Raw genomic sequence first — 14,496 nt, 5'->3', positions numbered from 1 at the left:
GCAGGGGGGCATCGCCGCAGGGGTTGTCTCTTTCATGGGTCATTTTTTAACGTTATATGCTTGCTCTGTAACTATTATAACCTATTTTTATCGTATTTTATGTTTAAGTCCCGTTAAGTACGGGCATAGCTTCCCCTTTTCGCAGCAAGTCGATTTCAACTAAATGCGTCAAGCTACCTAAAATACTTTGGCGTTTTTTGAGGTAAGTAATTCTGCCATCTCCACTGCGTTTGTTGACTGGAGAAAGAATTTCAATTGCGGTGACAACTTGTCTAGTTGCCATTTCTCGTACTTCTAGGTAAGTCTGTTTAATTTTTTCAGGGGCTGGCACTTTGACGGTAGTGGGAACTGTTAGAGTGGCAGTGGCAACTGAACCGGTAGGAACCTCGGGGGTATTGGGTTGGCGTTTGATGGCTGCATCGGGGATACCTACTAAAAGCGAGTCATCGTTATTGTCATTGGTGTCGTTAATTTGATAGATGCGTTTTTTGATGGCTATCTCATATTTGGGGCGAATTTGAGGCATGATGTAGTCGGCGATCGCAACAATCAACCAATGGTGAGTTTCCTGCCAGAAATCGGGGTGTTCTAAGTAGGGGTTCATTCCGGGAAATGGTGAGGGCATAGGACTTCATTCCGGTATGTTGATTTTTAAATCATTTTAGCACTGGTAATCCTGGACGCACGGGTAGTCAGAAACCGGGTTTTTTAACGAAAATCCGCATTATAGTCCACAGTAAGGCTAAAAAACCCGGTTTCTCTGGCCTTATGCGTAAGTCCTGACTGGGTGAATTTTGCGATAAGGGCGATGTTTTTTGGGAAGAAAAGGGATCTCGCGCTTTTGCTACCGGGCGGGCAAATTTCGACTTTGGCAGTCATGGCTACTCGATCGAGCATTACAATCAGAATGTCAACTGAAAATTGCCGAATTTAAGCTTGAGTTACAGCTTTGATTTGGTAGCTGGACTGTCTGATGGTTGCTTAGAGTTACCACTGATACAAGGCGTTCAATAAGATGCGTTCCCCCTGGCAGAACCTGGTAACAAGGGAATCGCTTAGGTTATTTAATTGCCATTCCTAAATTGACAAAACATTCAACAACGAGCTCCGCAAAGATAGCACCCCCAAAGCCCCTCACCTCCGGCTGATGCCCACACGGCAAATTTAGATCTAGACTGTTAAGAGCCATGAACTAACGGATAGGTGACATGAGATACAAATTACTAGGTCACAGCGGACTTCGCGTTTCCGAAATCTGCCTCGGCACCATGACTTTTGGCGAAGAATGGGGTTGGGGCGGTTCCTACGACGAAAGCCGGAAAATGTTCGACGCCTTTGCAGAAGCCGGCGGCAATTTCATTGATACCGCGAATCTCTACACCAACGGTACCAGCGAAAAATATGTCGGCGACTTCATCGGGGGCGATCGCGAAAAATGGGTAGTTGCAACTAAATACAGCCTCAACATGAAGAATGGCGAAATCAACGGTTTCGGCAACCACCGCAAAAATATGGTGCAAGCAGTAGAAGCCAGTTTGAAGCGATTGCAAGTTGAATACATAGATTTGCTGTGGCTGCACGCTTGGGATTTTACAACACCCGTCGAAGAAGTAATGCGCGCCTTTGACGATTTGGTACGCGCCGGCAAAATTCTCTACATCGGCATTTCCGATACGCCGGCTTGGATTATTTCTGCTTCAAATACGATCGCCAACCTGCGCGGCTGGACACCATTTATCGGCTTGCAAATCGAGTATTCTTTAAAAGAGCGAACTCCCGAACGCGATTTGCTCCCCATGGCGAAAGCCTTCGATATTGGCGTCACAGCTTGGAGCCCCCTAGCAGGCGGTTTGCTGACAGGAAAATACAACATTTCAGAAACCGCCGGCGAAGCTAAACGGCTTAATTCACCTGAAGCTGGAAAAATTAGCGATCGAGACCTCAATATTGCTGCTGAAGTTGGCTTCATAGCAGCCGAAATTGGCAAACCTGCCTCTCAAGTAGCCCTGAATTGGCTGCGCCAGCAACCAATCGATGTGATTCCGATTGTTGGTTCCCGCAAACTCTCGCAACTTCAAGAAAATCTCGCTTGTTTGGAGTTTGAATTAACCTCCGAACAAATGCAGCAGTTAGACAAAGTAAGTGCCATTGAATTGGGTTTTCCCCACGATTTCTTAAAGAGTTCGATGGTGCAAGATTTTGCCTTTGGAGGGGGAATCGCCAAAATTGACAGCCGCCGACTGTAAAGTTGCTGCTACAGCATAAGGAAGAAGGAAGAGGGAAGAAGGAAGAAGGAAGAGGGAAAAATAGCGTTACAGCAATTAAGAACGTCCTCACAGTCTTGGCTGTTGCTGCTATCTTCTAGTCGCGGGTGTGCGCGGATATTTGGTGTAGGAATCACAGATATCGGCAAACCCGCCCTTAGAGGGATGATTGAGATTTGTGCTCGGGGCGTCAGTTTAATCTCACATCTTGCACCAATCTTGTCACCTTGGTTTCTTGCCGCATAATCGCGTAAAATTATAGGTTTATCGTGGCTGTTACCCCGTTTCTCCGGTATAGTTGAGAAGGCTGCCAGGTGTAGGTTTAACCCGAATACATAAACGGTCAATTGTTAATCTATCGGAAGTCATAAATCTCGGGAAAAACATTGTATATTAAGATACAAATTGGCAGATTTACGCTCGGATAAGTTGAAAAAACGCGAGCTTTGTTAAAGCAAAGGGCAACAAAAGCTCGATCGCAAATTTTCTCTACTCTACCCAATACAGCAATAAAACTCGCTCGCTTTTAGCCCGTACCTGCCAGTTAAGAGTCATTTTACAAGAGCGATCGGCATTTTAACCGCTTTTGAAAAGCGTGCAAACTAGGCACGCCCTGCCCTCGAAGTCATCCTTCAGATAGAAGTAATCGCAGAAAAACTGAGTTAGATTTAACAACAATAGCAAGTCAAACAATATTAACTTATCTCCACTTTCAGTTCTGAAAAAAACAGATAAGCGTGTTTTTCCGCACCTAAGCACTTGCCTTGTTTGGTCTAATAAATGCGGCGCTTGCTCGTCAATAAAAATTCTCAGATTGATGCTTGCAAATTTCAGTAAGACACTGCTGGGAAGGATATCCTATTGACAATTTTTCATGACTCAAATTTTCCTCACAAATTTTCATCTACAAATTCCCGAGGCTAATTATGTCCCCGCCCGAAAACTCAGTAAACAAAAATTATAGCAATAAAGGTCGAGGATGGGAAATCCGATTTACCTCTATAGATCCAGCAAAATCCCCCTCTCAATTCGCACCCTCGCCCGCCTTGCGCGCTAACTTATCAACAACTGCTGCTTTAGATGCACCGGATTTAGTTTGCCTGTCTCATTTGCGGTGGAATTTCGTCTATCAGCGTCCGCAACATCTCTTGGGGCGCTGTGCCAAAAATCGCCGCGTATTCTTTGTAGAAGAACCTGTTTTTAGCGCCGCAACAGATTGGCGCCTTGATGTCAGCATCCACGAAACCGGAGTCTGGGTAATAGTACCGCACCTGAGCGAAGGAATCGGCGAAGAAACAGCAAAAACTGCTCAGCAAGCCATGCTAGATGATTTGTTTCAAGCAGCAGAAATTAGCCAGTACATCCTCTGGTATTACACACCAATGGCTGTCAGTTTCACCAACCACTTAAAGCCGCTATCTGTAGTCTACGACTGCATGGACGAACTGTCAGCATTTCAGGGCGCGCACCCGGAGTTAAAAGCAAATGAAACCCAACTATTAAAGCGCGCCAACGTCGTATTTACAGGCGGACACAGCCTCTACGAAGCCAAACAGCACCAGCACCCAAACATTCATGCTTTCCCCAGCAGCATCGAAAAAGAACACTTTGCTACAGCGAGGAATCTTTCAGAAGAACCGGCAGATCAAAAAGACATTCCTCACCCGCGTTTGGGATTTTATGGCGTCGTAGACGAACGCATGGATATCGAACTGTTGGGCGGCATTGCCGCAGCGAGGCCGGACTGGCATTTAGTGATAATTGGCCCGGTGGTAAAAATAGACCCGGCTACTCTACCAACTCACCCAAACATACACTATCTCGGCGGCAAATCTTATCAAGAACTGCCAGGGTATCTTGGCGGGTGGGATATAGCAATGCTGCCGTTTGCTATTAACGAATCGACTAAATTTATTAGTCCGACGAAAACTCCCGAATATCTCGCTGCCGGCAAACCGGTGATTTCTACTCCGATCCGCGACGTGGTGCGCCCCTACGGAGAAAACAACTTGGTTCGGATTGCTAGCAATGTTGCAGAATTCGTTGCTGCTGCTGAAGAAATCATGGGCGAAACTTCGGACGATCGCACCAAGTGGCTGGGCGAAGTAGATGCTTTTTTAGCTGACAATTCTTGGGACAATACCTGGGGAGAAATGCTGGGGTTGATCGAAAGTGCGATCGAAGTTAGAAGGAAGAAGTCATTAGTCAGCAGTCATTAGTCATTAGTCAGTTGGCTGTTGACTGTTGACTGTTGACTGTTGACTGTTGGTTATTTGTTACAAATGCCCAATGCCCAATGCCCAATGCCCAATTCCCAATTACCAATTACCAATTACCTAAAAAATCAGAGGTGTTTTAATGTTTGACTATTTAATTGTCGGAGCAGGATTTGCAGGTAGCGTTATTGCCGAAAGACTAGCAAATCAGGCGGGAAAAACAGTCTTGATAATTGATACCCGCAACCACATCGGCGGCAACGCCTACGACCATTACGACAATCACGACATCCTAGTTCACAAATACGGCCCCCACATTTTTCACACCAATTCGCGCCAAGTTTTCGAGTACCTTTCGCAGTTCACCGAGTGGCGACCTTACGAACACCGCGTCCTCGCCAGCGTTGACGGTCAACTGCTGCCAATTCCCATCAATCTCAACACCGTAAACAAACTTTACGGACTGAATCTCACATCATTTGAAGTAGAAGATTTCTTCGCGAAAGTAGCAGAACCAAAGGATTACATTCGCACTTCCGAAGATGTTGTAGTCAGCAAAGTCGGCCGCGAACTTTACGAGAAATTCTTCCGCAACTACACCCGCAAACAGTGGGGAATGGATCCGTCGGAACTCGATAAATCAGTGATTGCGCGCGTACCCACCCGCATTAATCGGGACGATCGCTATTTTACCGATACCTACCAAGCAATGCCGCTGCACGGCTACACTCGGATGTTTGAAAAGATGCTGTCTCACCCAAACATCAAGGTGATGCTGAATACTGACTACCGGGAGATTGAAGGTTTTATTCCTTACGGTGAAATGATTTACACCGGGCCGGTGGATTCCTATTTCAATTATTGCTACGGGAAACTGCCTTACCGTTCCTTGGAATTCAAGCACGAGACGCTGAACGTACCCGTACACCAAGCAGCACCGGTGGTAAATTACCCGAACGAGCATTTATATACTCGCTGCACGGAGTTTAAATACCTCACGGGACAAGAGCATCAAAAAACAAGCATTGTCTACGAATATCCCCAGGCTGAGGGAGACCCTTACTACCCGGTTCCGCGTCCGGAAAATGCGGAAATATACAAGAAATATAAGGCTTTGGCTGATGCGACTCCGGGAGTATCTTTTGTGGGAAGGCTGGCGACTTACAGGTATTACAACATGGATCAAGTTGTCGCTCAAGCTCTGACAACTTACACTCAAATTACGACCAAGCCGGTGATTGAATTCGCGGACAATCTTAACGGTTCTGGCTCTAATTTAAGTTCGTCGAACGCAGTTGCTGAACTCCCAGTCGCTGCTTCTCTAGAAGTTGCTGCTGTTAACGGCAATGGCAAATCTGCTAGCAACTAACTGCAAGCTGTGAGTTGGTACGGTTCAGTTGACAGTTGACAGCAAACAGTTGACAGTTGACAGTTGACAGTTGACAGCTTGAGAAGGTAAGGTGCGCAGTGCGCACCCTACTCGGTTTTTATCAGTAAGGTGCGCAGTGCGCACCCTACTCGGTTTTTATCAAAGTTTTTTTAACAATGCAAACAACCGTTGAGGTAAAAATGAGCGTGATCGTGAAAATTATTTTGTCTCATCAGATTTTGGAAGGTTCTCTATTTCCTCAGTTTCAGAAAGAAATAGAGCGCTTAATTGAAAGCGACGGCAAAATTATGATGATCGATTTCTCAAATATCAAGTTCTTGAAAAATTCGGAGTTAATGGCTGTAGTGGCGATTATGAAATTAGTTAGAGACAGCGGATGTATACTTTTGATATCTGCCATGAGCGAACAAGTGAGAATGCTATTTGAACTCACGGGACTCGAACAGATATTTCAGTGTTTGCCACCTCCGGAAGAACCTCTCCTCAAAAGTGACCTAACTGAACCTTTAGGAGGTTTGCAAAGTGTTGCTAGCTAAACTTTGCAGTCAAGACTCATGGCCTGTAGCGATCGCCTGCTGCGTCAGTGAGAATGATAGCTTGATTTTACGAGTCGTTAGCTGACTGACAAACCCTACAAGTTGATAAAAGCGAGACACAAACGCAAGTAAAGCTCAGGCTGTTTGAAGTGAAAATCTTTAATTTTTTAGGGGGTAAATTAGAACGCAAAAAACTTGTGAAAGTCGGGGGAATTGTCGCTAATCTATAAATATAACTTCGGGTAGATGTGCCGATGAGTTGGTTAGGTAGAGAACTAGAAAATTGCGATATTGAAGAGTCTTCCACTTTAGACAATAAGGTGACTGTTCAAGGGCGGAAAACAGGTTATCCGCGCCCTCAATTGCGCCGCAGTAACTGGATTTGTCTGAACGGTAAGTGGAGGTTTGCTTATGATGACGCGGGACGCTGCGTGCAGCCGATCGACATTACGGACTGGAGTCACACTATAGAAGTGCCGTTTGTTCCCGAATCGGCAAAAAGCGGGATCGGCGACACGAATTTTCACGCTAACTGCTGGTACGATCGCGAATTTGACGTACCCCACACAGAAAGCAGAGTTCTCCTCCACTTCGGCGCCGTAGACTACCGCGCCCGCGTCTGGGTAAACGGTCAGTTTGTCATCGAACACGAAGGCGGACACACTCCTTTCACCGCAGACATTACAGCAGTTTTGAATCCCATCGGGCCGCAGCGGGTGACTGTTTGGGCCCACGACGACCCGCAAGATTTGGCAAAACCGCGCGGGAAGCAAGATTGGCAAATAGAGCCGCACAGCATCTGGTATCCGCGTACAACCGGCATTTGGCAGACGGTGTGGGTGGAATTGGTGCCTCACACTTATATCGATCGCATCCGCTGGACTCCCCAGTTTGAACGCTGGGAAATCGGTTTTGAGGCGTTTGTGGCGGGCGATCGCCAGTCGGGGATTCAAATTAAAGTTAAACTGTCGATCGGCTGTATGCTGCTGGTTAACGACACCTACGAAGTGATCAACGGCGAAATCCACCGCCGCATCGCCCTCTCAGACCCGGGGATCGACGACTACCGCAACGAACTGCTGTGGAGTCCCGAAAAACCTACATTAATTAACGCACAAGTTGAGCTGTGGGCTGACGGCAAACTGCTTGACGAAATTAAATCCTACACCGCGATGCGGACTGTCAGCATTCAGCGCGATCGCTTCATGCTGAACGGCCGCCCCTACTACCTGAGACTGGTGCTCGATCAAGGTTACTGGCCCGACACCCTGATGACTGCGCCCTCCGACGAAGCCTTGCGCCGCGATGTCGAATTAGTCAAAGCAATGGGTTTCAACGGCGTCCGCAAACACCAAAAAATCGAAGATCCGCGATTTTTGTATTGGGCCGACGTGCTGGGGCTGTTAGTTTGGGAAGAAATGCCCAGCGCCTACCGCTTCACTCCCAAGGCCGTTGACAGGCTGACGCGGGAGTGGACGGAAGCGATCGATCGCGACGCCAGCCACCCCTGTATCGTAGTCTGGGTGCCGTTCAACGAATCTTGGGGAGTTCCGAATTTAGTCGAAGCAGCAGCCCACCGCAACTACGTGCAAGCCCTTTATTTCTTGACCAAAACTCTCGATCCGACTCGCCCCGTCATCGGTAACGACGGCTGGGAAAGCATCGATACCGACATCCTGGCGATTCACGACTACGACAACAACCCGCAAACTGTAGCAAAGCGCTACGGGCCAGAAGTCCAGCTAGCGGATTTGTTCGATCGCGGGCGTCCCGGAGGGCGCATCCTCACCCTCGACGGACACCCGCACCAAGGACAGCCCGTGATGCTGACAGAATTCGGTGGCATCGCCTGCGCCGGCCGCGAAAACCCCGATTTTCACAGGGTTTGGGGCTACGTGCGGGCGTCGGACACCTCTGAACTGCAAAGGCGCTACACGGCGCTGCTGCACGTGGTAAACCGAGTGGAAATGTTCAGCGGATTTTGTTACACGCAGTTGACCGATACTTTCCAAGAAGCTAACGGTTTGCTGTATGCCGATCGCACTCCTAAGTTTCCCCTACAGGCGATCGCGGCGGCAACTCTCGGCTGGGATATTCCCGAAGAAAGTTCGCAGCCGCAAGCTATTACTCAGTGCTAAATCGATAGACTACCAACCAAAATCTCGTTTGTAGTGAGGACTTTAGTCCTTTCTTAAAGATCGGAAGGACTAAAGTCCTCACTACAAACCAAAATACCGTTTGTAGTGAGGACTTTAGTCCTTTCTTAGAAATATTTAAGGACTCGCATTCCCTACTACCAACCTTAAAATCTCGCTGTCAACTGTCAACTGTCAACTGTCAACTGTTTAATGATGTTTCAAAGTTTTTTCATGGGCGGATTTGAATGTTCGACCCACAAATTGCGATCGGGAAAACGCCTCGATGTCACAGCCGCCACCGGCCACGATAAATTTGCGATCGCCGACTACCAGCGCTTGCAACAGCAAGGCATCTACACAGTCCGCGAAGGCCTCCGCTGGCACTTAATCGAACAGACTCCCGAAACCTACGATTTTTCCAGCGCCCTGCCAATAATTCGCGCCGCCCGCGACACAAAAATGCAGGTAATTTGGGATTTGTTTCACTACGGCTGGCCCGACGATATTGATATTTTCAGTCCCGAATTCGTCTCCCGGTTTGCGAAGATGGTGCGCGCTTTTATGCAGGTGCTAATTTCAGAAACAGACCAAACACCTTTTGTAACGCCTGTCAATGAAATTTCATTTATTGCCTGGGCCGGCGGCGATGTCGCTTACATCAATCCCTTTGCTAAAGGGCGGGGAGACGAACTGAAAATTCAGTTAATCAAAGCGGCGATCGCAGCGATCGAATCAGTTTGGGAAGTCGAACCCAGCACCCGCATCGTTCAGATTGACCCGGTAATTAATATTATTGCCGATCCTGACAAACCGGAGGATAAAGACGCGGCGGAAGGTTATCGCTTATCTCAATATCAAGCTTGGGATATGTTGGCGGGACGCTTTCGCCCCGAGATCGGCGGTCAGGAAAAATATCTCGATATTATTGGGGTGAATTATTACGATCGCAATCAGTGGATTCACAATGAAGAACCCATGAAATACACCGATCCGCTGTACCGCCCGTTTAGCGAAATGCTGCAGGAAGTGTTCGATCGCTACGGCCGGCCCTTATTCGTAGCAGAAACAGGCACTGAAGACGATTTTAGACCTGTCTGGTTCAATTATGTGTGCAGTGAGGTAGCGGTGGCAATGAAAGCGGGCGTTCCGATAGACGGAGTTTGTTTGTATCCGATTGTTAACCATCCTGGTTGGGATGATGACAGGCACTGTTACAATGGTTTGTGGGATTATTGCGATGAATTGGGCGATCGAGAGATTTATCAGCCTTTGGCGGATGAATTGCAGTTTCAACGGCAGCAGATTGAACCGCTGTTGAAGTCGCAGGATTGATAAGTGCTTCTGTAGGGTGCGCAATGCGCACCTTTTTTGACAATCAAATAATTAATAGTTTTAACATTCGCTTCACTCCTAAGAACGATCGGACAAACTCTAAGATTCATTTTCACAATTTTGGATATAATTTATCCAACATCTTCGTTTTGAACTTTTTCACTTTGACTGGCTTTGGCTTCCAACTCTGCCATTTTTTCCATTCTTAATTCATGTAATGTCTTCTTAGTCGAACCAAGCACTGCCCATTGATAAATATTTATAGAAGACCACCCAGTAACTTTCTTGCCCCAATTATTATAAGAAATTTCTTCTCCCTTAAATCTGACAAATGTATCGTCAATTATTATAGCTTCCGAGCTATCAAATTCTTTAATTTCAAGGCTCTCCCCAGCTTGGATTAATTGCCACTCAAACAGCTCGTCCATTCGAGGTAGCCAAGTTCTATTAAAGGCAGCAGCAGTCGATATAATGTCTCCCTTAATTGTAGAACCTACTCCGGCTAAACCCACATAAAAATCATCCAGTTGTGCCGGAGGCAAAATTTTTTCAATACTCAAAAAACCTTGCTTTCCTATAAAAACAGGAGTAATATTAAGACAAATAACGTCCACCCCATTTGAAATCAACCAAGCAACAGCAGAGAGGGTTTGCTCGTCAAAGGATGAGGCTATAAGTATGATTCGTTGTTTTTTATTAAAGGTTTTGAGTGCGTCATTGCTGGACAAAAATTTATTTAACTCTCGTCTCGCTTTTTCACTAGGAGTCAAATCACCTAATTCATATTCATCTTTGTGTATCTCGATATACGAGCTATAGACCGACTCTACAAGAGATTCAGGTGTGGAAATTTTGGCATAACTCGCGGCATACCTGATAGCTTGAAATTCAAAAGGTTCTTTTCTTGCCTTGATGTCTTGTACGTCGCGTTTAATCTCGATCAGCACAATATTGCCATCTGCATCAATGGCAGTCAGGTCGCTAATCCCGTTACTTGCATTACGAACTTGTTGACCAACAACTAGAAGAGTTTCGTCATCTCCAAAGAGCAAATTAATGTTTTGGCGCAAAAACTCTTCAATATGTCTTTCCTGTAAGTTTAACTCTTTAAAGTTTCTGGCTTTGATTTCTATGGCTTCGTTTCTTTGAATACCGCCGTCGAAAGTAACAGGTATGTACATCTGATAGAGATTTGATAGAATAGCAATTTAATTATATCAGAGCGATCGCACTTAAATTGTACTTTTAGTATATTACCATTCTCTTAAGTTGCATGAATAATTTAAACGCGGTAGGGGAATAAACCCGGTTTTTGTTTGAGCTCCGAGGCTAAGGAAAGAAACCGGGTTTCTACGAAAAATCTGGGTGGGTAGCGAGATATCTAGAAAGAAACCCGGTTTCTGAACTCAGACGCTTAATTATATAGGGCGATCGCTGGACACTTTATCATTTTTTAGAGGACTTTCGCCCGACGCCAGGGGTTTAAACCCCTGGCGGACTCGCGGACGATCGGCTTAAATTCGCACTCCTAACTTGACTTATCAACATAATTTCCGACTTTAGATAGGGGCGCATTCTCAAAACACGAAGTTATACTCCTAAAATCGACAGTCACAGACGCAGGCGGCAGTTAGAAACCGGGTTTTTTTACAAAAATCCTCCCTCGAAGCCAGCACTTAAAGTAAAAAACCCGGTTTCTTGGGCTTTAATGCGTAAGTCCCGGACTCATAAAAACGATCGCCCCTACCAAAAAATGCACTCCCAAACATTGCTAAAACCAGACGGCCGCCCGCTGAAACTCTACAGCCGCTACCCAATCCCAGAAGGCATCGCGGCAGTAAGTCCCAGCAACGAGCCCGTACAAGCAAACCCGCACTTTCGCTGGCATCCTTTGCGGGGGGAATGGGTAGCATATGCCAGCCACCGCCAGGGCAGAACATTCATGCCGCCGCCGGAATACAACCCGCTGGCTGCGACAATTAACCCTAAGTTTCCGACAGAATTGCCGCCGGGAGATTACGATGTAGCTGTTTTTGACAACCGCTTTCCCTCGATGACTTTGCAGGCAAAAAACGCACCTGCAAATATTGTCGAAACTTTGCCCGCTAAGGGCATTTGCGAAGTCGTTGTTTTCACTCAAGATCCGCAGGCTTCGTTGGGTTCTTTGGAGTTAAGTCACTTAGAATTGCTGTTAGAAGTGTGGGCCGATCGCACTTCAGTTATTGGCAGCAATCCCGAAATTCAATATGTATTACCGTTTGAGAATCGCGGCGTCGAAGTCGGAGTAACTTTGCACCATCCCCACGGTCAAATTTACGCTTATCCGTTCGTGCCTCCGGTGCCAGCGCGGATGTTAGAATGTCAGTCGGTTTACTATCAAAAAAATAACAGCGGTTTGCTGCAAGATTTGATTCAAAAAGAGATAGCTGACAAACAGCGCATTCTTTATTTAGACGAAGATGCGATCGCCTTTGTGCCCGCTTGCGCCCGCTACCCTTACGAAGTGTGGATTGCGCCGATCGCACCAGTTGCCACATTTATCGATCTTACCGAAAAACAGCGCCGATCGCTCGCCAAAGCCTTAAAAACAGTCGCCCTTAAATACGACGGTTTGTGGCACCGCCAATTCCCTTATTTGATGGCTTGGTTTCAAGGCCCCACAGACGGAAAGCCTCACCCGGAGGCGCATTTGCACGCCCAGTTTTATCCGCCCTACCGATCGCGCGATCGGCTAAAATACCTAGCAGGAACCGAACTCGCCGCCGGAATGTTTGCTAACGACGCTTTACCCGAAGAAAAAGCAAAAGAATTGCAAGCAGTATCTGTAAATCTCTATTAATAAAATTGGTTCGTAGTAAGGACTTTAGTCCTTTCTTCAGAGAGGACTGAAGTCCTCACTACGAACCTTTTAGAGAGGACTGAAGTCCTTACTACAAACCTTTAGAGAGGACTGAAGTCCTCACTACGAACCTTTTAGAGAGGACTGAAGTCCTTACTACAAACCTTTAGAGAGGACTGAAGTCCTTACTACGAACTTATATGATAAACTCATTAAACCCAGAAGTCGATCGCAAACTCGAATTCATCCGCAAAACTTTAACAGAAACCGGATCGAGATCCCTTCGATTGCGCGGCACTGACTGGTTTGCCTGGGCCACAGCGGGCGGTTCCAATACAGTATTGCTAACCGCAGAAACCGGAGTTGCAGAAATTTTAGTCACCGCCGAAAACGCTTTTGTGCTGACAGATGAAATCGAAGCTCAACGCTTGCAAGACGAAGAATTGCCAGCCAATTTTCAAAGGCACATCTATCCTTGGGCTGATGTTGCACAGCGCGAAGCTTTTGTCAATGAAATTACTGCGGGCGGTAACGTGATGTGCGATCGACCAATTCATCCCAAAGAAACGCCGATCGTCGCATCTTTACAGTCTCGCAAACAGACAATGATGTCAAGCGAATTAGAGCGATATCGGCGAGTCGGGCGTAAGGCAAGCGAAGCAATGACAGAGGTACTTTCAGCCGCCAAACCGGAATGGACAGAATATCAATTAGCGGGCGCCGGTGCAGAGGCTTTGTGGGCGAGAGGTTTGCATCCAGCGCTGACATTAGTTGCTGGAGAAAGGCGTTTGCCGCTGTACCGCCACGCCACCGCCACCGGCGAACAAATCGGCAAGCAAGCCATGTTAGTATTCTGCGCCAGAGGAAACGGTTTGTATGCAAATTTAACTCGATTTGTCTGTTTCGGTTCTATCGAAGAAAAGCATTCAGAATTGCACCGACAAGTCAGAGAAATTGAAGCTGCTGCGTTGGATTCGTGCCGCCCGGGAGTCTCGTTGAATTCAGTTTATGATACGCTAAAAACAGCTTACGAACAGCACGGATATCCTCAAGCAATTCGCGAACACCACCAAGGCGGAACTACTGGATATTTGGCGCGAGAAATTGTGGCGACTCCGGCTACTTCAGATATTTTAGCAGCAAATATGGCTGTGGCTTGGAATCCGAGTTTGTCGGGAGCAAAAATTGAGGATACGTTTGTAATTGGTAGTGAGGGAGTGTTGGAAAATTTGACGTTCGATCCGAATTGGCCGAGTGTAGAAGTAGCGGGAAGGTTGCGCCCGATGCCACTGGAAATATAGCCGATCGTTGTGAATTTAATGTTGTGCATTAAAACTCGTTTGTAGTAAGGACTTTAGTCCTTAGAAGCTCCAAACTGTAAGAAAGGACTGAAGTCCTTACTACAAACCTATTGTGGTTATACATCGCCATCTTGTTTTTTAAACTCTCAATACAGGCTTTTCGGGATTTTCAGGATTGGGAACTAAACGCTGATTTTTGCAATCTACCAGCAAGTCTAAAGTTTCTAACACAGTTTGACCGATTAGCACCATATCGCCTAAAACCATTGCCGCCTCGATCGTCTCGCGCCCTTCCAGTTCAATGATAACAGGTTCCGTTAATCCTACTGTTTCTTGTCTGCCGTCCGCATATTTTGCTATTTCCTGACTCCGAATTTTTAAGGCTCTTCTGGGTTTGCGGTGAAAACTGTATAATATAGGAACTTTACGCTAGAGGCTAAGCTTATGGATTTTCATCTTGACGGATTACTCAATTTGCCA

11 protein-coding genes are annotated in these 14,496 nt (G+C 46.6%); 8 read left to right on the top strand and 3 right to left on the bottom strand.

Annotation, left to right across the window (positions count from 1 at the left end):
- Nucleotides 1–103: 103 nt before the first annotated feature.
- Entirely contained in the window at nucleotides 104–625 is a 522-nt protein-coding gene (locus JGK39_RS28500; RefSeq protein ID WP_293298308.1) for a DUF4058 family protein, read from the bottom strand.
- Between the two features lie 583 nt (nucleotides 626–1,208).
- Here JGK39_RS28500 and JGK39_RS28495 point away from each other — a divergent pair.
- The 6 genes from JGK39_RS28495 (at nucleotide 1,209) to JGK39_RS28470 (ending at nucleotide 9,876) form a co-directional block, all read left to right on the top strand.
- Nucleotides 1,209–2,246 (top strand): aldo/keto reductase, encoded by a 1,038-nt coding sequence (locus tag JGK39_RS28495; protein WP_293298305.1) that lies wholly within the window; start codon nucleotides 1,209–1,211, stop codon nucleotides 2,244–2,246.
- Between the two features lie 944 nt (nucleotides 2,247–3,190).
- Entirely contained in the window at nucleotides 3,191–4,483 is a 1,293-nt protein-coding gene (locus JGK39_RS28490) for a glycosyltransferase family 1 protein (protein WP_293298302.1), read from the top strand.
- Nucleotides 4,484–4,622: 139 nt separating this feature from the next.
- Nucleotides 4,623–5,849: a UDP-galactopyranose mutase gene (gene glf / locus JGK39_RS28485; RefSeq protein WP_293298300.1), complete on the top strand. Its 1,227-nt coding sequence runs from the start codon at nucleotides 4,623–4,625 to the stop codon at nucleotides 5,847–5,849.
- A gap of 200 nt (nucleotides 5,850–6,049) precedes the next feature.
- Nucleotides 6,050–6,406, top strand: coding sequence for an STAS domain-containing protein (locus JGK39_RS28480; protein WP_293256349.1), 357 nt, complete (start codon nucleotides 6,050–6,052; stop codon nucleotides 6,404–6,406).
- Nucleotides 6,407–6,660: 254 nt separating this feature from the next.
- On the top strand, nucleotides 6,661–8,544 hold the full coding sequence (locus tag JGK39_RS28475) for a glycoside hydrolase family 2 TIM barrel-domain containing protein (RefSeq protein WP_293256352.1): 1,884 nt from the start codon (nucleotides 6,661–6,663) through the stop codon (nucleotides 8,542–8,544).
- 231 nt (nucleotides 8,545–8,775) lie between these two features.
- Nucleotides 8,776–9,876: a beta-glucosidase gene (locus tag JGK39_RS28470; RefSeq protein ID WP_293308896.1), complete on the top strand. Its 1,101-nt coding sequence runs from the start codon at nucleotides 8,776–8,778 to the stop codon at nucleotides 9,874–9,876.
- 131 nt (nucleotides 9,877–10,007) lie between these two features.
- Here the strand turns inward: JGK39_RS28470 and JGK39_RS28465 are convergent, their stop codons facing one another.
- Nucleotides 10,008–11,057, bottom strand: coding sequence for a hypothetical protein (locus JGK39_RS28465; RefSeq protein ID WP_293298295.1), 1,050 nt, complete (start codon nucleotides 11,055–11,057; stop codon nucleotides 10,008–10,010).
- Between the two features lie 572 nt (nucleotides 11,058–11,629).
- On the opposite strand from JGK39_RS28465, the gene galT reads away from it, so the two are divergent.
- Both galT and JGK39_RS28455 read left to right on the top strand, forming a co-directional pair.
- Complete coding sequence (galT, locus tag JGK39_RS28460; RefSeq protein WP_293298311.1) at nucleotides 11,630–12,715, top strand: galactose-1-phosphate uridylyltransferase; 1,086 nt, start codon at nucleotides 11,630–11,632, stop codon at nucleotides 12,713–12,715.
- Nucleotides 12,716–12,915: 200 nt separating this feature from the next.
- A complete protein-coding gene (locus JGK39_RS28455; protein WP_293298293.1) occupies nucleotides 12,916–14,016 on the top strand; it encodes a M24 family metallopeptidase in 1,101 nt (366 codons plus the stop codon).
- A 138-nt stretch (nucleotides 14,017–14,154) separates the two neighbouring features.
- On the opposite strand, the gene JGK39_RS28450 is transcribed toward JGK39_RS28455, so the two are convergent.
- Complete coding sequence (locus JGK39_RS28450) at nucleotides 14,155–14,283, bottom strand: hypothetical protein (RefSeq protein ID WP_293298289.1); 129 nt, start codon at nucleotides 14,281–14,283, stop codon at nucleotides 14,155–14,157.
- Between the last annotated feature and the right edge of the window lie 213 nt (nucleotides 14,284–14,496).

Source organism: Microcoleus sp. PH2017_12_PCY_D_A (genome assembly GCF_020738565.1).
In the GTDB taxonomy this organism is placed as follows: domain Bacteria; phylum Cyanobacteriota; class Cyanobacteriia; order Cyanobacteriales; family Microcoleaceae; genus Microcoleus.
The sequence above is the reverse complement of the archived record's forward strand: the minus strand, read 5'-3'. Positions and strand labels throughout refer to the sequence as shown.